23 protein-coding genes and 1 tRNA gene are annotated in these 19,643 nt (G+C 58.5%); 14 read left to right on the forward strand and 10 right to left on the reverse strand.

The window, feature by feature from the left end; all coding sequences use genetic code 11:
* Positions 1-136 precede the first annotated feature (136 nt).
* The 3 genes from ACIPLA_RS16915 to ACIPLA_RS16925 all read left to right on the forward strand — a co-directional run bounded on the left by ACIPLA_RS16915 (position 137) and on the right by ACIPLA_RS16925 (position 3,387).
* Positions 137-1,387 (forward strand): lipoprotein-releasing ABC transporter permease subunit, encoded by a 1,251-nt coding sequence (locus ACIPLA_RS16915; RefSeq protein ID WP_007907747.1) that lies wholly within the window; start codon positions 137-139, stop codon positions 1,385-1,387.
* A 7-nt stretch (positions 1,388-1,394) separates the two neighbouring features.
* Positions 1,395-2,078, forward strand: a complete 684-nt coding sequence (lolD, locus tag ACIPLA_RS16920) for a lipoprotein-releasing ABC transporter ATP-binding protein LolD (protein WP_020700644.1) — start codon at positions 1,395-1,397, stop codon at positions 2,076-2,078.
* Positions 2,079-2,142: 64 nt separating this feature from the next.
* Positions 2,143-3,387, forward strand: coding sequence for a lipoprotein-releasing ABC transporter permease subunit (locus ACIPLA_RS16925; RefSeq protein WP_401174360.1), 1,245 nt, complete (start codon positions 2,143-2,145; stop codon positions 3,385-3,387).
* Positions 3,388-3,448: 61 nt separating this feature from the next.
* Here the strand turns inward: ACIPLA_RS16925 and yegQ are convergent, their stop codons facing one another.
* Positions 3,449-4,786, reverse strand: a complete 1,338-nt coding sequence (gene yegQ / locus ACIPLA_RS16930; RefSeq protein ID WP_401174363.1) for a tRNA 5-hydroxyuridine modification protein YegQ — start codon at positions 4,784-4,786, stop codon at positions 3,449-3,451.
* 162 nt (positions 4,787-4,948) lie between these two features.
* Between yegQ and ACIPLA_RS16935 the strand changes: the two genes are divergently transcribed.
* Positions 4,949-6,010: an AI-2E family transporter gene (locus tag ACIPLA_RS16935; RefSeq protein WP_192342566.1), complete on the forward strand. Its 1,062-nt coding sequence runs from the start codon at positions 4,949-4,951 to the stop codon at positions 6,008-6,010.
* Here ACIPLA_RS16935 and ACIPLA_RS16940 read toward each other — a convergent pair.
* The 3 genes from ACIPLA_RS16940 to ACIPLA_RS16950 all read right to left on the reverse strand — a co-directional run bounded on the left by ACIPLA_RS16940 (position 6,007) and on the right by ACIPLA_RS16950 (position 7,053).
* Positions 6,007-6,189: a hypothetical protein gene (locus ACIPLA_RS16940; RefSeq protein ID WP_192342567.1), complete on the reverse strand. Its 183-nt coding sequence runs from the start codon at positions 6,187-6,189 to the stop codon at positions 6,007-6,009. The two genes, ACIPLA_RS16935 and ACIPLA_RS16940, sit on opposite strands and share 4 nt — an antisense overlap.
* Positions 6,190-6,289: 100 nt before the next feature.
* Positions 6,290-6,484 carry a hypothetical protein gene (locus tag ACIPLA_RS16945; protein WP_030131554.1) on the reverse strand — a complete coding sequence of 65 codons (195 nt, stop codon included), beginning with the start codon at positions 6,482-6,484 and terminating at the stop codon, positions 6,290-6,292.
* 194 nt (positions 6,485-6,678) lie between these two features.
* The gene (locus ACIPLA_RS16950) at positions 6,679-7,053 is read right to left on the reverse strand and encodes a hypothetical protein (RefSeq protein ID WP_218394375.1); all 375 of its coding nucleotides are present in this window, start codon (positions 7,051-7,053) and stop codon (positions 6,679-6,681) included.
* Positions 7,054-7,292: 239 nt separating this feature from the next.
* On the opposite strand from ACIPLA_RS16950, the gene ACIPLA_RS16955 reads away from it, so the two are divergent.
* Together ACIPLA_RS16955 and ACIPLA_RS16960 are read left to right on the forward strand one after the other, a co-directional pair.
* Positions 7,293-8,111, forward strand: coding sequence for a shikimate 5-dehydrogenase (locus ACIPLA_RS16955; protein ID WP_401174368.1), 819 nt, complete (start codon positions 7,293-7,295; stop codon positions 8,109-8,111).
* A 317-nt stretch (positions 8,112-8,428) separates the two neighbouring features.
* Positions 8,429-8,947 carry a cupin domain-containing protein gene (locus ACIPLA_RS16960; protein WP_401174371.1) on the forward strand — a complete coding sequence of 173 codons (519 nt, stop codon included), beginning with the start codon at positions 8,429-8,431 and terminating at the stop codon, positions 8,945-8,947.
* A gap of 163 nt (positions 8,948-9,110) precedes the next feature.
* Here the strand turns inward: ACIPLA_RS16960 and ACIPLA_RS16965 are convergent, their stop codons facing one another.
* Positions 9,111-9,758 (reverse strand): YceH family protein, encoded by a 648-nt coding sequence (locus tag ACIPLA_RS16965; RefSeq protein ID WP_095053105.1) that lies wholly within the window; start codon positions 9,756-9,758, stop codon positions 9,111-9,113.
* 140 nt (positions 9,759-9,898) lie between these two features.
* On the opposite strand from ACIPLA_RS16965, the gene ACIPLA_RS16970 reads away from it, so the two are divergent.
* Positions 9,899-10,408, forward strand: coding sequence for a DUF1993 family protein (locus ACIPLA_RS16970; protein WP_007901777.1), 510 nt, complete (start codon positions 9,899-9,901; stop codon positions 10,406-10,408).
* A gap of 209 nt (positions 10,409-10,617) precedes the next feature.
* Here the strand turns inward: ACIPLA_RS16970 and sstT are convergent, their stop codons facing one another.
* A complete protein-coding gene (gene sstT, locus ACIPLA_RS16975; RefSeq protein WP_401174375.1) occupies positions 10,618-11,868 on the reverse strand; it encodes a serine/threonine transporter SstT in 1,251 nt (416 codons plus the stop codon).
* 330 nt (positions 11,869-12,198) lie between these two features.
* On the opposite strand from sstT, the gene ACIPLA_RS16980 reads away from it, so the two are divergent.
* A complete protein-coding gene (locus ACIPLA_RS16980; protein WP_123496524.1) occupies positions 12,199-13,353 on the forward strand; it encodes an MFS transporter in 1,155 nt (384 codons plus the stop codon).
* Between the two features lie 4 nt (positions 13,354-13,357).
* Here the strand turns inward: ACIPLA_RS16980 and nhaR are convergent, their stop codons facing one another.
* Entirely contained in the window at positions 13,358-14,257 is a 900-nt protein-coding gene (gene nhaR, locus ACIPLA_RS16985; RefSeq protein WP_123496526.1) for a transcriptional activator NhaR, read from the reverse strand.
* A gap of 181 nt (positions 14,258-14,438) precedes the next feature.
* On the opposite strand from nhaR, the gene ACIPLA_RS16990 reads away from it, so the two are divergent.
* Both ACIPLA_RS16990 and ACIPLA_RS16995 read left to right on the forward strand, forming a co-directional pair.
* Entirely contained in the window at positions 14,439-14,681 is a 243-nt protein-coding gene (locus ACIPLA_RS16990; RefSeq protein ID WP_401174379.1) for a hypothetical protein, read from the forward strand.
* A gap of 27 nt (positions 14,682-14,708) precedes the next feature.
* On the forward strand, positions 14,709-15,458 hold the full coding sequence (locus tag ACIPLA_RS16995) for a TerC family protein (protein ID WP_007901783.1): 750 nt from the start codon (positions 14,709-14,711) through the stop codon (positions 15,456-15,458).
* A 79-nt stretch (positions 15,459-15,537) separates the two neighbouring features.
* On the opposite strand, the gene ACIPLA_RS17000 is transcribed toward ACIPLA_RS16995, so the two are convergent.
* Positions 15,538-15,708, reverse strand: coding sequence for a hypothetical protein (locus tag ACIPLA_RS17000; protein WP_401174382.1), 171 nt, complete (start codon positions 15,706-15,708; stop codon positions 15,538-15,540).
* Positions 15,709-15,879: 171 nt separating this feature from the next.
* On the opposite strand from ACIPLA_RS17000, the gene ACIPLA_RS17005 reads away from it, so the two are divergent.
* The 3 genes from ACIPLA_RS17005 to ACIPLA_RS17015 all read left to right on the forward strand — a co-directional run bounded on the left by ACIPLA_RS17005 (position 15,880) and on the right by ACIPLA_RS17015 (position 17,156).
* On the forward strand, positions 15,880-16,608 hold the full coding sequence (locus ACIPLA_RS17005; RefSeq protein WP_123496534.1) for a peptidase C39 family protein: 729 nt from the start codon (positions 15,880-15,882) through the stop codon (positions 16,606-16,608).
* 95 nt (positions 16,609-16,703) lie between these two features.
* A complete protein-coding gene (locus ACIPLA_RS17010; RefSeq protein ID WP_123496536.1) occupies positions 16,704-16,919 on the forward strand; it encodes a DUF6021 family protein in 216 nt (71 codons plus the stop codon).
* Between the two features lie 12 nt (positions 16,920-16,931).
* Positions 16,932-17,156 carry a hypothetical protein gene (locus ACIPLA_RS17015; protein WP_218394380.1) on the forward strand — a complete coding sequence of 75 codons (225 nt, stop codon included), beginning with the start codon at positions 16,932-16,934 and terminating at the stop codon, positions 17,154-17,156.
* A 68-nt stretch (positions 17,157-17,224) separates the two neighbouring features.
* Here the strand turns inward: ACIPLA_RS17015 and pbpG are convergent, their stop codons facing one another.
* Together pbpG and folD are read right to left on the reverse strand one after the other, a co-directional pair.
* Entirely contained in the window at positions 17,225-18,163 is a 939-nt protein-coding gene (gene pbpG / locus ACIPLA_RS17020) for a D-alanyl-D-alanine endopeptidase (RefSeq protein ID WP_218394381.1), read from the reverse strand.
* A 238-nt stretch (positions 18,164-18,401) separates the two neighbouring features.
* Positions 18,402-19,256 (reverse strand): bifunctional methylenetetrahydrofolate dehydrogenase/methenyltetrahydrofolate cyclohydrolase FolD, encoded by an 855-nt coding sequence (gene folD, locus ACIPLA_RS17025; RefSeq protein ID WP_192342578.1) that lies wholly within the window; start codon positions 19,254-19,256, stop codon positions 18,402-18,404.
* 275 nt (positions 19,257-19,531) lie between these two features.
* Here folD and ACIPLA_RS17030 point away from each other — a divergent pair.
* A tRNA-Arg gene (locus ACIPLA_RS17030) sits at positions 19,532-19,608 on the forward strand.
* The last annotated feature ends 35 nt before the right edge of the window (positions 19,609-19,643 follow it).

Below are 19,643 nucleotides of genomic sequence, written 5' to 3' on the forward strand. Positions count from 1 at the left end.
TAGGGTAGTTTTGGCGGGGATCTTCTAAATCTATTGTCGACTTGGGTAACCCATGGTAGGGGCGGTGTTCTTAGTGTAAACCTGGTTATCCCCCCCCCCACAAGGACGTTCCTTTTCCCTCCGAACAAGCCCCCACATGTTCAGACCTCTCTTCGTATTTATTGGCACGCGTTATACCCGTGCAAAGCGTCGCAATCATTTTGTGTCGTTCATTTCCCTGACCTCGATGATCGGACTCGCCCTTGGCGTGGTCGTGATGATCGTCGTGCTGTCGGTCATGAACGGCTTCGATCATGAGATGCGCACCCGCGTGCTGGGCATGGTGCCCCACGCGACCATCGAGTCCGGTGAGCCGATCAGCGACTGGCAAAGCCTGGCCGCTAAGGTCAAGCAGAACCCCCAAGTGGCGGCGGTTGCGCCCTTCGTTCAGATGCAGGGCCTGCTGACCAACAACGGCAAGGTCTCCAAGGTGCTGCTCAATGCCATCGACCCTGTGCAGGAACGGCAGGTGTCGATCATTGATAACTTCATGCAGCAGGGCAAACTCGACGACCTGGCACCGGGCAGTTTCGGCATCGTCATCGGCGACAAGGCCGCGGCCAAGCTCGGCGTGGCGGTCGGCGATAAGCTGACGTTTGTCGCGCCGGAAGTCACCGTGACCCCGGCCGGGATGTTCCCGCGCATGAAACGCTTTACCGTGGTCGGCATCTTTCATGTCGGCGCCGGTGAGATCGACGGCTATCTGGGCATCACCAACCTGCAGGATCTGGCGAAGCTGCACCGCTGGAAGCCGGATCAGGTCCAGGGCTTGCGCTTGAAGTTCGACGATCTGTTCCAGGCACCACGCGTGGCGTGGACCATCGCTCAGCAACTCGGCGAAGACCAGTATTACGCCCGAGACTGGACCCGCACCCACGGTAATCTGTATCAAGCGATCCGCATGGAAAAAGCCATGATCGGCCTGCTGTTGCTGCTGATCGTCGCCGTTGCGGCGTTCAACATCATCTCCACGCTGGTAATGGTGGTGAACGACAAGAAGGGCGACATCGCGATCCTGCGCACCCTCGGTTCCACGCCGGGGCAGATCATGGCGATCTTCATGGTTCAGGGCACGGTCATTGGCGTGGTCGGTACGCTGATCGGTGCGGTGGTCGGGATCTTCGCCGCGCTGAACGTCAGCGCCGCGATCTCCGCCCTTGAAGGGCTGATCGGCCACAAATTCTTGAACGCCGACGTGTATTTCATCGATTACCTGCCGTCGCAAGTGCAGAGCCAGGACGTGTTGATGGTCTGCGCCGCCGCGTTGGTTCTGAGTTTCCTCGCCACCCTGTATCCAGCCTGGCGTGCCGCGCGCACCCAGCCTGCGGAGGCGCTACGTTATGAGTGAGTCGGGCATGAGTGATAAAGCAATCTTGAGCTGCCGCAACCTGGGCAAATCCTACGTGGAAGGCCCGGAATCGGTAGAGGTTCTGGCGGGTCTGCAACTGGAATTGCATCCCGGCGAGCGCGTGGCGATCGTCGGTACCTCGGGTTCGGGCAAAAGTACCTTGCTCAACCTGCTGGGCGGCCTCGATACGCCGACCAAGGGCAGCGTCTGGCTGGCCGGTGAAGAGCTCTCGGCACTGAATGAAAAGGCCCGTGGCCTGCTGCGCAATCGGTCGCTGGGTTTCGTTTACCAGTTCCACCACTTGCTGCCTGAGTTCACCGCGCTGGAAAACGTCTGCATGCCGTTGTTGATCGGTAAAACCGCGATCCCGGAAGCGCGTCAGCGTGCGACGGCGTTGCTGGAGCGGGTAGGGCTGGGCCATCGTCTGGAGCACAAACCGGCGGAATTGTCCGGTGGCGAACGCCAGCGTGTGGCCATTGCCCGCGCCCTGGTGAACAAGCCAGGCCTGGTGATGCTCGATGAGCCGACCGGCAACCTCGACTCCCACACCGCCCAGGGCATTCAGGATTTGATGCTGGAACTCAGCACCTCGATGCGCACCGCGTTCCTGGTGGTGACCCATGACATGAACCTGGCCCGCCAGATGGATCGCGTCCTGCATTTGCAGGAAGGTTACCTGACACCCATCTGATTGACCGAAACCCGACGTACTGAACAGTACGTCGGGTCTTTTATTTTTATACGGTGCCCAGCGAATGTTCAGACCGTTATCGATCTTTATCGGCGCGCGCTATACCCGCGCCAAGCGCCGCAATCGCTTTGTTTCCTTCATCTCGATGACCTCGATGATCGGCCTCGCCCTGGGCGTGCTGGCGATGATCGTGGTGTTGTCGGTAATGAACGGCTTCCAGCGCGAAATGAGCTCGCGCATCCTCGGCATGGTGCCCCACGCGACTATCGTCGGCGTGAACCCTATCGATGATTGGCAGCCGGTGGCCGCCGCGGCGATGAAGAATCCTGAAGTGACGGCGGCGGTGCCCTTCACCGAGATGGAAGGCATGCTGTCCTATAAGGGCACGATGCAGCCGATTCAGGTCAGCGGTGTCGACCCGGCGCTGGAAGGCAAGGTCTCGATCGTTGCCAAGCACATTGTTCAGGGGCGTCTGGACGCCTTGAAGCCCGGCGAGTTTGGCGTGGTGATCGGTGAGATCACTGCGCGGCGCTTTCGCTTGAACGTCGGCGACAAGATCACCCTGATCGTGCCGGAAATCAGCACTGCACCGGGCGGCATCACTCCGCGCATGCAGCGGCTGAACGTGGTGGGCGTGTTCAAGGTCGGTGCCGAGCTGGACGGCTCCATGGCGCTGATTCACCTCGCCGATGCCGCGCAGATGCAACATTGGCAGCCCAATCAAGTGCAGAGCGTGCGCCTGGCGGTAAAGGATCTGTACGCCGCGCCGCAAGTGTCGAGCGACATCGCGACAGGCCTGGGCGCTGCCTACAAGTCTGACGACTGGACCCACACCCAGGGCAGTCTGTTCAGCGCGATGAAGATGGAAAAAACCATGATCGGCCTACTGTTGCTGATGATCGTCGCGGTGGCGGCGTTCAACATCATTGCGACCCTGATCATGGTGGTGAACGACAAGGGCGCGGACATCGCGATCCTGCGCACCATCGGCGCGACACCTCGGCAGATCATGGCGATCTTCATGGTGCAGGGCACGGTGATCGGGGTTGTCGGCACCTTGATTGGCGGCGTACTGGGTGTGATCGCAGCGCTGAACGTCAGTGAGCTGGTGGGCTGGATGGAGCGGGTCAGCGGGCAGCACATCTTCAGTTCCGATGTGTACTTTGTCAGTAACTTGCCATCGGAACTGCAGGGTGCAGATGTGTTGTTGATCTGTTCCGCCGGTTTCATCATGAGCTTTTTGGCGACGGTGTATCCGGCATGGCGGGCGGCGAAAGTCGAGCCGGCTACGGCGTTGCGGTATTCGTAAGTCATTACACCGCTTTCGCGGGCAAGCCTCGCTCCTACAGGGGGCTTGTCGCTCAGGTTTTCTAGCTCATGCTGACATCGCGCATTAACAACCCAAAGCGCAGATCCACCGCGTCCGGTATCGGCAAATACACCGTGTGCCCATCCCCCGGCGCCACTTCAACGGCCTCGCCTTTGACGTTCTGCAACTGATGCAAGTCGAAGTGGAAATTACCCTTGGGCGTCATCAGTTCCATGTGATCGCCCAGACCAAAGCGATTCTTTACCCGCACCTCGGCCAGCCGATCCCGGCGTTCGCCAGTCAGCTCGCCCACGAACTGTTGGCGCTCTGAAACCGAGCTGCCGTTCTGGTAGTTCTGATATTCGTCATGCACATGCCGACGCAGAAAACCTTCGGTATAACCACGTTGGGCCAGGGATTCCAGATCGGTCATCAAGCTGCGATCAAATGCTCGGCCAGCCACCGCATCATCGATTGCGCGGCGATACACCTGGGTGGTACGCGCGCAATAGAAGTGCGATTTGGTCCGGCCTTCGATCTTCAATGAATGCACGCCCATCTGCGTCAGGCGCTCGACATGCTGCACGGCGCGCAGGTCCTTGGCGTTCATGATGTAGGTGCCGTGTTCATCCTCGAACGCCGGCATCAGGTCGTCAGGGCGATTGGCTTCTTGCAGCAGGAACACTTGATCGGTCGGCGCGCCGATGCCCAGGGTCGGTTCGGGGCGGAACTGCTGAACGATTTCGCCGAGCTGATTTTCGCTGGCCGGTGTCGCCGAGTATTTCCAGCGACAGGCGTTGGTGCAACTGCCCTGATTGGCGTCGCGCTTGTTCATATAGCCCGACAACAGACAGCGCCCGGAATAGGCCATGCACAACGCGCCGTGGACGAACACTTCCAGCTCCATCGCCGGGACCTGCTGGCGGATTTCTGCGATCTCCTCCAGCGACAGTTCGCGGGACAGGATGATCCGGCTCAAGCCCTGTTGCTGCCAGAACTCGACGCTGGCCCAGTTCACCGTGTTGGCCTGCACTGACAAGTGGATCGGCATCTGCGGGAAGTGCCGGCGCACCAGCATGATCAGGCCTGGGTCGGACATGATCAGCGCGTCCGGCGCCATGGCGATCACCGGTTCCAGGTCCTTCAAGAACGTTTTGAGCTTGGCGTTGTGCGGGGCGATGTTCACCACCACATAGAAACGCTTGCCCTGAGCCTGGGCCTCGGCGATGCCGAGCGCGAGGTTGGCGTGATCGAATTCGTTGTTGCGCACCCGCAGGCTGTAGCGCGGCTGGCCGGCGTACACCGCATCGGCGCCATAGGCGAAGGCATAACGCATGTTTTTCAGGGTGCCGGCGGGGGCGAGCAGTTCCGGGGGCGTGAGCGTTATGGTGCTGGTCATGGCAGTGTCGATCGCAAAAGCCGGCAAGGGTAAGCGGCTTGCCCGCGGGGTTTATTGATCTGGATCTATGCTTGATGAAAAACGGATGGCACTCGCGCGAGCCGTGGCGGACTAAACATCAAGACGCGCGTTGGCGCCCCTGTGCACTGACATGGATCGGACATGAACGAAACGAAGCTGCAAAACACCTCGCTGATGGTCTTGCTGACCCTGGTGAGCATTGCCTTCATATGGATTCTGCTGCCGCTCTATGGCGCGGTGTTCTGGGCAGTCATCCTCGGCATTCTTTTTTCACCCTTGCAGCATCAGTTGCAACAGAGGTTCGGCTGGCCACGCAACCTGACGGCCCTGTTCACCTTGAGTCTCTGCGTGGTGATCGCGATCCTGCCGGTAATCACCATCAGTACCTTGCTGGTTCAGGAAGGCGCGGCACTCTACAACAGAATCGAAAGCGGCGAACTGGACATCGCCGGCTATGTGTCGCAGTTCAAGCAAAGTCTGCCGCCCTATGTTCAGTACTTGCTCGACCGTTTCGGCATGGGTGAGCTGAGCGGGCTTCGGGAGAACATCATCAAGAGCACGATGCAAGGCAGCCAGTTTGTCGCGACCAAGGCGTTCAACTTTGGTCAGGGCACGTTCGAATTCGTGGTGAGCTTTTTCGTCATGCTGTACCTGCTGTTTTTCTTCCTGCGGGACGGGTCCGAACTGGCACGTAAAGTACGTGCGGCGATACCGCTGGAAGACAACCAGAAACGTCGTTTGCAACTCAAGTTCAATCGAGTGGTGCGGGCCACGGTGAAGGGCAATGTGGTGGTAGCGATCACGCAAGGGGCATTGGGTGGTTTTATTTTCTGGTTTCTGGGCATCCCGAGCGTGCTGCTCTGGGCGGTGTTGATGGCGTTTCTGTCGCTGTTGCCGGCGGTGGGGGCGGGGATCGTCTGGATACCGGTGGCGGCGTATTTCCTGTTCAGCGGCGCGATCTGGCAGGCCACGGTGCTGACCTTGTTCGGAGTGTTCGTGATCGGCCTGGTGGACAACGTTCTGCGACCGATCCTGGTGGGCAAGGACACCAAAATGCCGGACTACCTAATCCTTATCTCGACCTTGGGCGGCCTCGCGCTTTTTGGCCTGAACGGTTTTGTCATAGGGCCGTTGATCGCGGCGCTGTTCGTGTCGAGCTGGGCGATTTTCATCGATTCCAAGCCCAAGGTTCAGCTGCCTTAAGCGCTGAGCTGGCCTGCGTCGATACGTTGTGACAGGGCTTGGGCGGCGGGAAGCGAGGTGAGCGGGCCGCTGATCGGTTCGCCGTCCTGCACCAGATACCAACAGGCAAGCAATCCTCGCGCTCTGAGCTGTGCGGGAACGGCGCTGCCGATAACGGACATGATCTGAACCTGAGCCATAAGTACCTCCATTAATCTATGGAGCTACCTTACGGATCGGACGCTTGAACGGACAATCAACGCTTTCGATAGTCGTCATTGATGCCAATGAGTCCTGCGGTCAATCCACCACTTGATCGAGCATATGCACCACTTCCTGCTCATTGAGCAGGCCTTTGCGCACAAGGTTTTCTGCCAGCAGCGAGAGGAATTTTGCGCTGCGATGGCCTTCCAGGTGCTTGAGTTCGGTCAGTGCGTTGTACACCTTGCCGGAAGTGCACAAGCCGACAATGCGATGCGGGTTTTGTGTGGGCATGAAGGTCGTCCTTGTTTTTATCAACCTGTTGTTTACGGACAGATCCAAGCTTGCGGATCGGACATGACATAAATATGACCAACTTTACCTGCCGGTACTGTCCCGACAGCGACCTTGACGAGATTTATTCAGACTTCGTCCGGCCAGTGGTCACAAAAAAGGCCCCGCTTTTATAGCGGGGCCTGATGAGCGTGTTACCAGCGGTCGCCACGATAATAACCATGGGGAGGGCCGTAATAGCCGCGTGGTGGACCATACCCGCGTGGCGGACCGTAATAGATCGGTGCCGGGCGGTAGTACATCGGTTGTTGAACGTAAACCGGCGCCGGTTGGTAATAAACAGGCGGTGGCTGCACGTACACCGGTTGTGGCTGAACGTAGATCGGTTGCTCCACATACACTGGACGGTCGCGGCCGATTATTGCTGAGCCAATGATTGCCGAGCCGACGATCGCACCAAACACAGCCGGACCTTCCCAGCCGCCATGACCATGACCACCTGCTTCTGCCTGCCCTGCGATAGCAAGAGCACCGATCAGCAAGGCTACTGTGGGGATTTTACGGATCATGATAAGTCCTCGGTTCTTCGACCCGGCGCTCGCGTCTGCAATAGACACAAGTTGTCGCGGGGATACTTCTAAGACAGCATTTTTTTGAAAATCAGCACAGCCGTTGGGTAAATTTTGTGTAAGGTCTGTACCGGCTTCTTTACGGCTGTGTGCCAGGTGCAGACTGGCTTTTATGATCAATCAGAACCGGTGAAGTGGCTAATCCCGTCCATCCGAAAGTGCTATTGAAGGAGATTCCAATGCAGATGAACCCCAACAGAGACACTCAGCTGTGCATGTCACTCTCGGGGCGTCCCGGCAATTTCGGCCTGCGGTTTCATAACCATCTGTACGAACAACTGGGCCTGAATTTCTACTACAAAGCCTTCAGCAGCCAGGACTTGCCGGGCGCCGTGGGCGGCATTCGCGCCTTGGGCATCCGGGGTTGCGGGGTGTCGATGCCGTTCAAGGAAGCTTGTATTGCGTTGGTCGATGAGCTGGATGCATCGGCTGAGGCCATCCAATCGATCAACACTATCGTCAATACCAATGGTCATCTCAAGGCCTACAACACCGATTACATTGCCATCGCCCAGTTGCTTGAAACCCATCAGGTGCCCAAGGATTCGACCTTTGCCCTGCGCGGCAGTGGCGGGATGGCCAAGGCTGTGGCCAGTGCCTTGCGCGATGGCGGCTACAAAAATGGCCTGATTGTGGCCCGGAACGAGCGCGCCGGGCGTGCTTTGGCTGAATCGTTGGGTTATCACTGGCAGGCGGAGTTGGGCGCTCAACGCCCGCAGATGCTGATCAATGTCACGCCCATCGGCATGACCGGCGGGCCGGAGGCCGATCAACTGGCGTTTGAGCCTGATGTTATCGCTGCGGCGGAAACTGTCTTCGATGTGGTGGCGATCCCCTCGGAAACACCGTTGATCGTGCGCGGTCGTGCCGAAGGCAAGCGGGTGATCACCGGGCTGGAAGTGATTGCGATCCAGGCACTGGAACAGTTCGTGTTGTACACCGGCGTGCGGCCGACCGATGAGCAGTTCCAGAAAGCCGTGGCGTTTGCCCGCAGCTGATCATTCCCAAATATTCGTTGGATGTCCCGGCCCTTTCGCGAGCAAGCCCGCTCCCACACTTGACCGCATTAGTCTGAATCAACTTGGTCACCTGTGGGAGCGGGCTTGCTCGCGAAGGCGGAGTCACATCCTGACGCAATGCGACTGGTGGATCGCCGCCCGAGGAGCAGCGCTGAACCTGTGGGAGCGGGCTTGCTCGCGATTGCCGCGACCCGGTCTCCTGCCAATCCCCATGCACTTGCCCGCGAATATCCCCTGCCTATACTGGCCACCAGCAAGCGAAGACTTGCTTTCCAGCCACCGTGACCGAGGTTTTCATGCATCCCGCCATTCTCAACCTGGATCAGGCCGAACTTTTACCGCTGCCCGAAGAGTTTGCTCCCACCGGAGACGCTGCCGGCCGCTATCAGCAACGCCTGGCACGCATCGGCCAGCAACTGGGCGCGCAAAAGCTGGGTTATCGGTTGTATGCCCTGGAGCCAGGCATGCGTGGCAGTCCTTTTCATAACCATCGGGTCAACGAGGAGATGTTCTACATCGTGGCCGGGGAGGGGGAGATTCGCCTGGGTGCCGAACGCTTTCTGATCCGCGCTGGTGATGTGATTGCCTGCCCGGCGGGTGGTCCTGAAGCCGCGCACCAGATCATCAACACCAGCAACGGCGAATTGCGCTATCTGGCGGTCAGCAGCCAGCAATCACCGGACATTTGCGAATACCCGGATTCCGGAAAATACGTGGTGATGGACGACTTCAAGGTCGATGCCCAAGGCAATGCTTCGGGCTTCGTCGCCGTCGCCAGGCAGGCCGATGGCGTGGATTATTGGGACGGCGAGTAGCCTCATCGGTGGGAGCAGCTGTCTTAATTACTCTTGTGATCACTGAAGATCCAATGTGGGAGCGGGCTTGCTCGCGAAAGCGGTCTGTCAGTCATATTGATGCAAGATATGCCGCCGCCTTCGCGAGCAAGCCCGCTCCCACATTCAGAATGTCGCGACCAGTCTATTCGAGGCGTGCCAAGCGCTCTTCCAGCGCCGCAATCCGCGCTTCAAGCTCTTCGATTCGCTCTACCGACACACCGCCACTGGTGCCACGCTCCACAGGATTTTGCCGGGCAGCCAGGATCGCTTCGATATCCGCCGGATCGCCCAGTGCATGCATGTAACGGTCTTCGCGCTGACCAGCCTGACGCGGGATCAACAGCGCCAGACCCCTGGCGATCAAGCGCTCCAGTTGATGCACTACCTGTTCGGCATCTTCGAAGTCATGCATGCGGCCGCTGCGGGTCAGCAGTTCGTTGACCGTCTGCGGGCCGCGCAGAAACAACAGCCCCGTCAGAATCACCTGCGCCGGCACCAGTTCCAGCGCCTTGTCGACCCGATGCTCCCAACGGTCGGCACGGCTGCCCATTACCAGTCTGGTAAAACCGCGACCTTCCAGTACGCGCAAGCTCTGGCCAACCTGGCCCTGGCTGAGGTTCATCACTGGTTCGCGGCTGGTTTTCTGGTTGCAGGCAATCACCAGCGCATTGAGCGTCAGCGGATAGGTTTCCGGGCTGGTGGCCTGTTTCTCGATCAACGAGCCCAGAATGCGGATTTCCGTGCTGTTGAGCCGCGGTTCGTCGGAGGTCGTTTCTTGCTCAGTGCTCATCGCGCTTTTCCCTATGCAGTCGAAGCATGCAGTCGAAGCCGCCTAGCCTAATCCTTGCAGGATAAAAGACAAGCCGCAGGGCGGTCGGGCATGGCTATAATCGCTCCACGTTTTTACTCCTGTCACCACACGAGACCATCATGACTATTTCCCTGTACGCCGCTTCCGTTCCGGTTTTCCAGCAAATGCTCAATGCCCTGAGCAACAACCTGAGCAAGGCCGAAGCCCACGCTACCGCGAAAAACATTGATCCGAACGCGTTCCTGCAAGCCCGTCTGTACCCGGACATGTTCCCGCTGGTGCGCCAGGTGCAGATCGCCGTCGATTTCGCCAAAGGCGTTTCGGCGCGTCTGGCTGAAGTCGAACTGCCGAAATATGACGACACCGAAACCACCTTCGCCGAACTGCAAGCGTTGATCGCCAAGGTCCTGGCTTTCATCGGCGAGATCAAACCCGAGCAGATCGACGGCAAGGAAGGCATCGAGATCGTTACCCGTCCAGGCACGCCTAAAGAGAAGCGCTTCACTGGCCAGGCTTACCTGCTGAGCTATGGTTTGCCGCAGTTCTTCTTCCACGTGACCACTGCTTACGCACTGCTGCGTCACAACGGCGTGGAAGTGGGCAAGCGCGATTACATGGGCGCGTTCTAAACCGCCCAGATACAAAAAAGCCCGCCAAGGTTTACGCCTTGGCGGGCTTTTTCGTTTTGTCGAGAGCCAGGCTTGTCGGCGAAATGTGGGAGCGGGCTTGCTCGCGAAGGCGGTGTATCAGGCAACGATGATGTCGACTGACACTCCGTCTTCGCGAGCAAGCCCGCTCCCACAGGTTCCGCGGCAAGCCCGCTCCCACAGGTGCATTGTTACGCCAAACGCTGGGCTTCCCGGGCTTTCTGGGTCTTCTGCTCCTCACCCTGGCACGCCGCCGCGGTGAACAGCACGTCGGTGGAGGAGTTCAGCGCGGTTTCCGCCGAGTCCTGCAACACACCGATGATGAAGCCGACTGCCACCACCTGCATGGCGATTTCACTCGGGATGCCGAACAGGCTGCACGCCAGTGGAATCAGCAACAGCGAACCCCCGGCCACGCCCGAGGCGCCACAGGCACAGATCGCCGCGACGATGCTGAGCAGGATGGCCGTCGGAATGTCCACGGCGATGCCCAGGGTATGCACAGCGGCCAGGGTCAACACGGTGATGGTGATCGCAGCGCCGGCCATGTTGATGGTGGCGCCGAGCGGGATCGACACCGAATAGGTATCTTCGTGCAGGCCCAGACGCTTGCTCAGCTCCAGGTTGACCGGAATATTCGCCGCCGAACTACGGGTGAAGAAGGCGGTGATGCCGCTCTCGCGCAGGCAGGTGAATACCAGTGGATACGGGTTGCGACGCAGCTTCCAGAACACGATGGCCGGGTTCATCACCAGCGCCACGAACAGCATGCAGCCCAACAACACAGCCAGCAGATGCATGTAACCGATCAAGGCACCGAAACCGGAGGTGGCGAGGGTCGAAGCCACCAGGCCGAAGATCCCCAATGGCGCAAAGCGAATCACCAGACGCACGATCAAGGTCACGCCATTGGACAGATCGCCCAGTACTTCGCGCGTCGTCTCGCCGGCATGGCGAATCGCAACACCCATGCCGATCGCCCAAGCCAGAATGCCGATGAAGTTGGCGTTCATCAGCGCACTGACCGGATTGTCGACCACGCTGAGCAACAGACTCTGCAACACTTCGCTGATGCCCCCCGGTGCGGTCACCGCAACGTCTTGGGTCGACAGCACCAGGCTCGACGGAAACAGCGTACTGGCGATCACCGCCACCACGGCCGCCGCGAAGGTGCCCAGCAGGTACAGAAACAGAATCGGCCGGATGTGGGTTTCCTGGCCGTGCTTATGGTTGGCAATCGAGGCCATGACCAGCACGAACACCAGAATCGGCGCGACAGCCTTGAGCGCCGAGACGAACACTTTGCCGATGAAGGCGGTGGACTTGGCCAACTCAGGCGCGAACAGCGCCAGGGTAATCCCGGCGATCAGGCCGATGATGATTTGCGTGACCAGGCTGCTGCGTTTCAGGCGTTGCAAGAGAGAAGGGGATGAAGCGGTCATAACGGCATCTCTGATTTTATTAGGGTGCAGGGTTGTGCTCATGCAGCAAAAAGCCGGGCAGGCCACATGGAGGGAACCGAAGGGTCGCTACATCAATGCCAATGATTGGCCGATGAACAGGGTGTACGTACTGCAGATCGCGGACTTTATCACAGCGTAGCCGTGATCCTTCAGACCTGTGACGATCTGCCACCCGATTACTCAACGCGATTTGCAGGTTCGTGCAACCTCGTCCGGAAACACTCTGTTAAGCTTCGCCATCCTCATTTTCAAGTTCTGCCAGTGAGCCTTCGGGCTGTCGCTGGTGTCGTCGTTTTCCTGGAGTTCTGCATGCTGTTGCCCATTCTTCTGTTGTCCGCCGCCGGTTTTACGGTGCTGACCACGGAATTCATCATCGTCGGGCTGTTGCCGGCAATCGCCCGTGATCTGGACGTCAGCATCCCTCAAGCGGGTTTGCTGGTGACACTGTTCGCCTTTACCGTAGCCGCTTTCGGGCCGTTCCTGACGGCGTACTTCGCCAGGTTTGAACGGCGCAAGCTGTTTATCAGCGTGCTGATCATGTTCGGCCTGGCCAACACGCTGGCGGCACTGGCGCCGAACATCGGGGTGATGGCCATTGCGCGATTGATTCCGGCGCTGGGGCTGCCGGTGTTCTGGGCATTGGCCAGTGAAACTGCAGTGGACATCGTCGGGCCGGACTACGCCGGGCGGGCCATCGCCAAGATCGGTTTCGGTATCGTCTGCGCCACGGTGTTCGGCATTCCGGTGGGTACGCTGATTTCCGATGCGTTCGGTTGGCGCAGTGCTTTCGGCATTCTGGCGGTGATCGCGTTTGCCAAGGCGTTGCTGCTGTTTATCTACCTGCCGAAAACCAACCTGCACCAGCATCAGGTGAGTTTTCGCTCGCAGTTCAAAATTCTGCGCAGCCCGTTGATGCTGGGGCATGTGCTGTTGTCGATCCTGGTGTTCAGCGGCATGTTCACCGCGTACACCTACCTGGCGGACATTCTTGAGCGGCTCGCCGGTTTCAACGGCACGGTGGTCGGCTGGTGCTTGATGGGCTTTGGCGCGGTCGGCTTGATCGGCAACTCGTTGGGCGGTCGTGCGGTGGATCGGCATCCGCTGATCGCTTCTGTGACGTTTTGTGCGTTCATGATTGCCGGCATGGTGGCCTTGGTGCCGAACATTCATTCACCCCTTGGTCTGGCGGCAGCGATGGGGATTTGGGGCGTGACTCAGGCCGCGCTGTTCCTGGTCAGCCACGTGCGCCTGATGAAGGCTGCGCCTGAAGCTCCGGCCTTTGCTGCATCGCTGAACATTGCCGGGGCCAACCTCGGAATCGGTCTGGGCGCGATGGTCGGTGGGCGAGTGATCGACAGTGTGGGCCTGGGTGGCCTGGGTTTCGCGGCGGCCGGTTTTATCTTGGTCTCGATTCTGTTGGCGATGGCGCTGATGACCTTCAAACCTCGCGAAATCTGCGCCTGACGCCTCACATCTCGACAAACAACTCGCGTCGGGCACCTTCGGTAATGGCGACAATGCCGGGGTGCTTGACCTTGCGTTCCACTGAGATGGCGTAGAACGACTCGCGCACCGCGTCGGTCTGGCCGATCAACTCCACGTCGCATTGGCGTTTCACTTCGTCGGCAATCACACTCGGGCCGATGAATATCCCGCTGCCGGATTGGCCGAAGGCCTGCATCAGGGCACTGTCGTCGAATTCGCCGACGATCCGCGGCTGGATCTGCTGTTCGGCAAACCAGCGTTGCAAGCGACTGCGCACCACGGTTTCCGGTCCGGGAATCAGCAGTGGGGCGCCGTGCAGGCTATGAGGGAAGTCCTGGCCATATCGCGCGGCCAGTTCGGCGGTGGCGAAGAAGCTGATGCCGCATTCGCCGAGCTTCTGGCTGTAGCCTTTGATGTCCAGATTCGAGGGCATCGGGCTGTCGGAGATCACCAGATCAAGGCGTTGAATCGCCAGGTCGGCAAGCAAACGTTCCAGTTTGTCTTCGCGACAGGTGATACGCAGGGGCTCGCTCAACTCCATGGTCGGTGCGATCAGGCGATAAACGATGGATTTGGGCACCACATCGGCGACGCCCACCCGAAACAGAATCTGTTGCTCATTGGGCTGCGCCCGCAGCATCAACTCCAGTTCGCCACCGAGTTGGAACATCTGCTCGGCGTAAGGGAGCGTCTGACGTCCGGCTTCGGTGAGTTCCAGCTGTCGGCCGACCCTTCGAAACAACTCGATGCCATAGGTTTGCTCGAGCAGGGAAATCTGCCCGCTGATGGTCTGTGGCGTCAGGTTCAATTGCTCGCAGGCGCGCACGATGCTGCCGGTCTTGGCTACGACCCAGAAGTAATGCAGCTGCCGGTAATTAAGCATGTCGGTGAAATCCCGTTGTTCACATCATCCGTAGGGTATATGCCCTACACTGTATGGATTCGTTAAAACCGAAGTATAACCGCTAAAAATACGAATTTTCCTGAAGTGTTTGCTTCCTTAGAATGCTTCGCCATCGACGGATCGCCTTTTCGGTTCTGTCTGTTCTATCGAGGGAAGCATCATGAAGCTTAAAACCACGGCACTGCTGATCACGTCTTTACTGGTGCTGGCTGGTTGCGACCAGGCCGAGAAAAGCGCTCAGCAATTGATGGGCAAGGCTGCCGAAACCGCCAAACAGGCGATTGACGATACCCACAAAGCGGCCGAGCAAGCGCTCAGCGATGCCACGGGCGGTTTGATCAGCAAGAAAGAACAACAGGCCAAAGAGACGGACAAAACCGACCCTTCGTCCCAGGAAATCTAAACCGTTCAAACGAGTCAGGACTGACCCATGGAATACCTTTTAGAACTTGCTGCAAGCCCCACTGCCTGGGTCGCCCTGGCCACGCTGGTGGTGATGGAAATCGTGCTCGGCATTGATAACCTGATCTTTATCTCGATCCTCACCAACAAGCTGCCCGAACAGCATCGCCAGAAGGCGCGACGGATTGGTATCGGCATGGCGTTGATCCTGCGCCTGGCACTGTTGAGCACCATCGCGTTCATCGTCCAGCTGACGGAGCCGGTGATCGAGATTCTCGGCCATGCGTTCTCCTGGAAGGACATGATCCTGATCGCCGGCGGCCTGTTCCTTTTGTGGAAAGCGACCACCGAGATCCATCACAGCATGGACCCGGCACCGGATGATCCGACCTCGGCCACCTCGACCGTGACCCTGGGTTTTGCTGCTGCGATTGGGCAGATCCTGATGCTGGACATGGTGTTCTCCATCGACAGCATCATTACCGCCGTCGGCATGACTGAGCATTTGCCGATCATGATCATTGCGGTGGTGGTGTCGGTACTGGTGATGTTGCTGGCCGCTGACCCTCTGGCCAAGTTCATCAATGACAACCCGACGGTGGTGATGCTGGCACTGGGCTTCCTGATCATGATCGGCATGACGCTGATCGCCGAAGGTTTTGGCGCCCACGTACCGAAAGGCTACGTCTATGCGGCCATGGCGTTCTCGGCCACGATCGAAGGCTTGAACATGCTGTCGCGTCGGGCCAGGCAGAAGCGCATCGCCGCTGAAGCTTAACCTTCGTTAAACGAAACGGCCGCCTGAACTCAAAAGAGTCCAGGCGGCCGTTTTAGTTTGGACGACCGAAAAGCGCCGGTCAGTGCGCGGTGGCGGGGTGGGCAGCCGGCTGATCGGTGTTCGCCACAGGCGTCGATTGAACCGGGTGGTGATGGTGCCGGCGGGTAATACGCAAAACGCCCCACAGCATGGCGGCGGCCACGGCCAGCCAGCCGGAGATCAACATTACAATGGTCATTGTCAGGCTCATCAGTGCCTCCTCTTTGCCCTGCATCGGGCACACATTCGTCCTTGGTAAGTGACAGTCTAGCCGCTGCTGTATTTCAGGCTATTGACCAAAAGTCGCCTGCCACCAACCAGTTCGCTCTATCGAATGCTATCAACTGCCGGTTAAGGCTATACCGCTGTCGCGCGGCATCCTATGATCGACGGCCAAGCCGGCTGTGCGATTGCCTGGCGTCTGAACAAGAGAGTGATGATGGTGCGGGTATTTTCTCGAATTCGATCTTTGGTGCTGATCGTTGGCTGCGTTGCCGGCCTGGCTGGCTGTGCGGGGAGCGTGGCGCCTGAGATCAAGCGTCTGCCGGAGCGGGTCGAACTCAGCGGTACGTTCTACCGTGGGCAAAGTTATCAAAGCGGGCCTCAGGTGCTGGCTAGTCTGCTGTCCCGGCAGGGCATCGTGATAACCCCGGGGTTGCTCGACAAACCCCTGCATTTGCCGGGTGCCGAAGATCGATTGCAACAGAACATGCAGAATCTTGCCCGTGAGTACGGGATGGTGGTCTATCCCCTTGACAGCCATTTGCCGGCGCTGCTGGCCCAGGTTGCGGCCGGTTACCCGGTGATGGTGCGCTTTACTGAAGGCTCAGCGTTCTGGGCGGAGCCGCGATACGCCATTCTCGCCGGTTACAACCGTCAGAAGCAGACCGTGTTGCTGCGCGCCGGGATGGATCGTCGGTTGCTGATGGGGTTCAGCGCCTTTGAATCGGCGTTCGAGAATGCCGGTGGCTGGGCCGTATTGATCCAGAAGCCGGACCAGATTCCGGCCAATGTCGATCAGCAGCGCTGGCTGAAGGCGGCGAGCGATCTTGCCCAGTCAGGTCAAGAGCAGGCGGCGGCCCGGGCGAAAAAAGCGTTGAGCGCGCAGTAGTTTCCGTTCGTCATCTTGCAGGGCACCACTCAGGGTTATTGGCCTCTCATGTAAAGGGCCCGGATTACTTTCCGGGTCGTGACCAGGAGGCGCCCATGGCTCATTCCAATACCCCTGTCGGCCCGCACTCATCCGAGCATTCGTCCGATAATGAGTTGGGATTCGACCCCGATTCTCCGGATCTCGCCGATCCTCAGGTCGATCCCATCGGCCCTGCCAAGGCGCCCAAGGATATAAAACCGGGTGAGGCGGGCAAGAAGGCTCCCGCGAAGCCTTACGATCCACTGGGCGATCTGAAACCCAAGACCTAGTCAGAGGTGCATATGTCTACCGATTCGAGCTTCGACGACAAACGTCCAGATCCTCCAGACAGTGTTCCAACAACCCCCGAGGCAGATCTGGATCCAGTGATGGACCCGGACAGTCCGTTACGGGACCCATTGGCCAGACCGACCGTGGTTACCACAAAACATCCGCAAGGCTGGAAAGACCCGAGTGCGGGGGACGGCATTCCGGATGACGATCAGATGCCGTTGCCCAATGATTAATCCCGAATAAAAAGCCCCGAATATTAGGGGCTTTTTATTAGGGGCTTTCGTTTGGAGGCGTTTCGAGTTTACTTCGATGCTTCAACCACACCGCTTTGGCGATGCTTGAGATTCTTGTCGGATTTGTACTGCAGGGCTACGGACGGCACGTTGGCGCTCTTGCCGGTTTCGACCCAGCTGCGAATCCGGCTGGCATCGGCAAAGTGCGTGTACTTGCCGAAGGCATCGAGAATCACCAGCGCCATCGGCCGATCTCCCATGTGGGTCACCAGCACCAGGCAGTGACCGGCCGCGTTGGTAAAGCCGGTTTTGGTCAGTTTGATGTCCCAGTTAGGCTTGTTGACCAAATGGTCGGTGTTGCGGAAACCCAAGCTGTAGTTGGGTTTGCGGAACGAAACGGTTTTTTCCTTGGTGGTGGTCAATTGAGTCAACAGCGGGTACTTGTGTGCGGCGATCAGCAGTTTGCTCAAATCGCGAGCGGTGGACACATTGCGAGGAGAGAGGCCCGTCGGTTCGACAAAGTGGGTGCTGGTCATTCCCAGCGCTTTGGCTTTGGCGTTCATGGCGGCAATGAACGCGACATAGCCGCCCGGATAGTGATGGGCCAGACTCGCAGCGGCACGGTTTTCCGAGGACATCAGGGCAATCAGCAGCATTTCTCGGCGTGGCAATTCGCTTTTGAGTTTGACCCGGGAAAACACGCCTTTCATTTCCGGGGTGTCGCTGATGTTGATGGAAAGATACTCGTCCATGTTCTGCCGGGCTTCTACCACCACCAGGCCAGTCATCAGTTTGCTGACGGATGCGATTGGCACTACGACGTCAGGGTTGCTGGCATAGATCACTTTGTTGGTTTGCATATCCATCAGCAAGACACTGCCGGAAGCGATCTTCAGTTGTGAAGTGTCTCGGGGTGCGGCAGTGGTTTCTGCAGCGTTGATCGTTGGCGTGGTGAAAGTCCCTGTAAATGCAAAAAACAGGCTCAGGATTGAAAGACGGATTTTCACGCTGGCGGACTCATAAAGGGTGGATATACCGTTTTGTAACGGGCTGTTTCTTTAAAAAGCGACGCATTTTAGGAGTATGGCTGAAGAACTGTCGATGGTTGTTCGATGTTCAGATGAAAGTGCCTGGGCGCCTGATAAAAACGGGCTTTTCCGGCGGATGGTCGAGCTTTTTCTGCAGGCAAAAAGAACCCCGCGACTAGCGGGGTTCCTTTATGCGGCGCTGCAAGCCAGCGTGAACTCAGCCGTGCAGTGTTTCCGCGGCGTACAGCGTGTTTTCCAGCAGGCAGGCGCGGGTCATAGGGCCAACGCCACCCGGTACCGGCGTGATCCAGCCGGCGCGGGGCAGGGCGGTTTCATAGATCACGTCACCGACCAGCTTGCCGTCTTCCTGGCGATTGATGCCGACGTCGATCACGATCGCGCCTTCCTTGATCCACTCGCCTTTGACCAGACCCGGCTTGCCGGCGGCAACCACCACCAGGTCGGCGCGACCGACATGGCCCGCCAGATCCTTGGTGAAGCGGTGGGTAACGGTCACGGTGCAACCGGCCAGCAGCAGTTCCATTGCCATCGGGCGACCAACAATGTTGGAAGCCCCGACAATGACCGCGTCCATTCCGTATAGATCGGCACCGGTGCTTTCCAGCAGCGTCATGATGCCTTTAGGTGTGCACGGACGCAGCAGCGGAATACGCTGGGCCAGACGGCCGACGTTATAAGGGTGGAAACCGTCGACATCCTTGTCAGGACGAATGCGTTCCAGCAATTTGGAGGCGTCCAGATGCTCAGGTAAGGGCAGTTGAAGCAGAACGCCGTCAATCGCCGGGTCATCGTTCAGGCGATCGATCAGATCGGTCAGTGCTTCTTGAGTGGTTTCGGCAGGCAGGTCGTAGGCTTGGGAAAGGAAGCCGACCTCTTCACAGTCTTTACGCTTGTGCGAGACATAAACCTGAGAGGCAGGATCGCTGCCGACCAGGATCACCGCGAGGCCAGGCGTGCGCAGACCTTGCTGGCGACGCTCGGCGACTCGTTTGGCGATCTGCTGGCGCAGGCTGGCGGCGATCGATTTGCCGTCGATTAGTTGTGCAGTCATTGCGCGTGATTAACCATCGAGAGGGGAAAAAAAGAGAGCGCATTCTCGCATGTCATGAGGTGAGGGCAAAGGCGCTTGGTCTGCAAATTCCCCTAACCCCTTTAATTAAATGAATTTTTTTTAAAAAGGATTTGACGACCTCTGGGGGGCTCTATACTATTCGTCGCACTTGTCGGGCACAGCCTAGCACTGGTTGAGAAGGTCGAGCGGAGTTACGCTTCCGCAAGGCTGAAAAGCACTTAGTTTGTAGTCCTTCAAGGGTACAGATTAACAAGGCGCCCGTAGCTCAGCTGGATAGAGCATCCGCCTTCTAAGCGGATGGTCGCAGGTTCGAGTCCTGCCGGGTGCGCCATTAGGCAACTTTGGCACAAGTAACGCGATATGGTG

The organism is Pseudomonas sp. NPDC086112 (genome assembly GCF_044746425.1).
In the GTDB taxonomy this organism is placed as follows: Bacteria; Pseudomonadota; Gammaproteobacteria; order Pseudomonadales; family Pseudomonadaceae; genus Aquipseudomonas.

Excerpts from the sequence above, each read along its gene's own strand:
- ACIPLA_RS16915 (WP_007907747.1), top strand. The coding sequence starts at position 137 with ATGTTCAGACCTCTCTTCGTATTTATTGGCACGCGTTATACCCGTGCA.
- lolD (WP_020700644.1), top strand. The coding sequence starts at position 1,395 with ATGAGTGATAAAGCAATCTTGAGCTGCCGCAACCTGGGCAAATCCTAC.
- ACIPLA_RS16925 (WP_401174360.1), top strand. The coding sequence starts at position 2,143 with ATGTTCAGACCGTTATCGATCTTTATCGGCGCGCGCTATACCCGCGCC.
- yegQ (WP_401174363.1), bottom strand. The coding sequence starts at position 4,786 with ATGACCAGCACCATAACGCTCACGCCCCCGGAACTGCTCGCCCCCGCC.
- ACIPLA_RS16935 (WP_192342566.1), top strand. The coding sequence starts at position 4,949 with ATGAACGAAACGAAGCTGCAAAACACCTCGCTGATGGTCTTGCTGACC.
- ACIPLA_RS16940 (WP_192342567.1), bottom strand. The coding sequence starts at position 6,189 with ATGGCTCAGGTTCAGATCATGTCCGTTATCGGCAGCGCCGTTCCCGCA.
- ACIPLA_RS16945 (WP_030131554.1), bottom strand. The coding sequence starts at position 6,484 with ATGCCCACACAAAACCCGCATCGCATTGTCGGCTTGTGCACTTCCGGC.
- ACIPLA_RS16950 (WP_218394375.1), bottom strand. The coding sequence starts at position 7,053 with ATGATCCGTAAAATCCCCACAGTAGCCTTGCTGATCGGTGCTCTTGCT.
- ACIPLA_RS16955 (WP_401174368.1), top strand. The coding sequence starts at position 7,293 with ATGCAGATGAACCCCAACAGAGACACTCAGCTGTGCATGTCACTCTCG.
- ACIPLA_RS16960 (WP_401174371.1), top strand. The coding sequence starts at position 8,429 with ATGCATCCCGCCATTCTCAACCTGGATCAGGCCGAACTTTTACCGCTG.
- ACIPLA_RS16965 (WP_095053105.1), bottom strand. The coding sequence starts at position 9,758 with ATGAGCACTGAGCAAGAAACGACCTCCGACGAACCGCGGCTCAACAGC.
- ACIPLA_RS16970 (WP_007901777.1), top strand. The coding sequence starts at position 9,899 with ATGACTATTTCCCTGTACGCCGCTTCCGTTCCGGTTTTCCAGCAAATG.
- sstT (WP_401174375.1), bottom strand. The coding sequence starts at position 11,868 with ATGACCGCTTCATCCCCTTCTCTCTTGCAACGCCTGAAACGCAGCAGC.
- ACIPLA_RS16980 (WP_123496524.1), top strand. The coding sequence starts at position 12,199 with ATGCTGTTGCCCATTCTTCTGTTGTCCGCCGCCGGTTTTACGGTGCTG.
- nhaR (WP_123496526.1), bottom strand. The coding sequence starts at position 14,257 with ATGCTTAATTACCGGCAGCTGCATTACTTCTGGGTCGTAGCCAAGACC.
- ACIPLA_RS16990 (WP_401174379.1), top strand. The coding sequence starts at position 14,439 with ATGAAGCTTAAAACCACGGCACTGCTGATCACGTCTTTACTGGTGCTG.
- ACIPLA_RS16995 (WP_007901783.1), top strand. The coding sequence starts at position 14,709 with ATGGAATACCTTTTAGAACTTGCTGCAAGCCCCACTGCCTGGGTCGCC.
- ACIPLA_RS17000 (WP_401174382.1), bottom strand. The coding sequence starts at position 15,708 with ATGAGCCTGACAATGACCATTGTAATGTTGATCTCCGGCTGGCTGGCC.
- ACIPLA_RS17005 (WP_123496534.1), top strand. The coding sequence starts at position 15,880 with ATGATCGACGGCCAAGCCGGCTGTGCGATTGCCTGGCGTCTGAACAAG.
- ACIPLA_RS17010 (WP_123496536.1), top strand. The coding sequence starts at position 16,704 with ATGGCTCATTCCAATACCCCTGTCGGCCCGCACTCATCCGAGCATTCG.
- ACIPLA_RS17015 (WP_218394380.1), top strand. The coding sequence starts at position 16,932 with ATGTCTACCGATTCGAGCTTCGACGACAAACGTCCAGATCCTCCAGAC.
- folD (WP_192342578.1), bottom strand. The coding sequence starts at position 19,256 with ATGACTGCACAACTAATCGACGGCAAATCGATCGCCGCCAGCCTGCGC.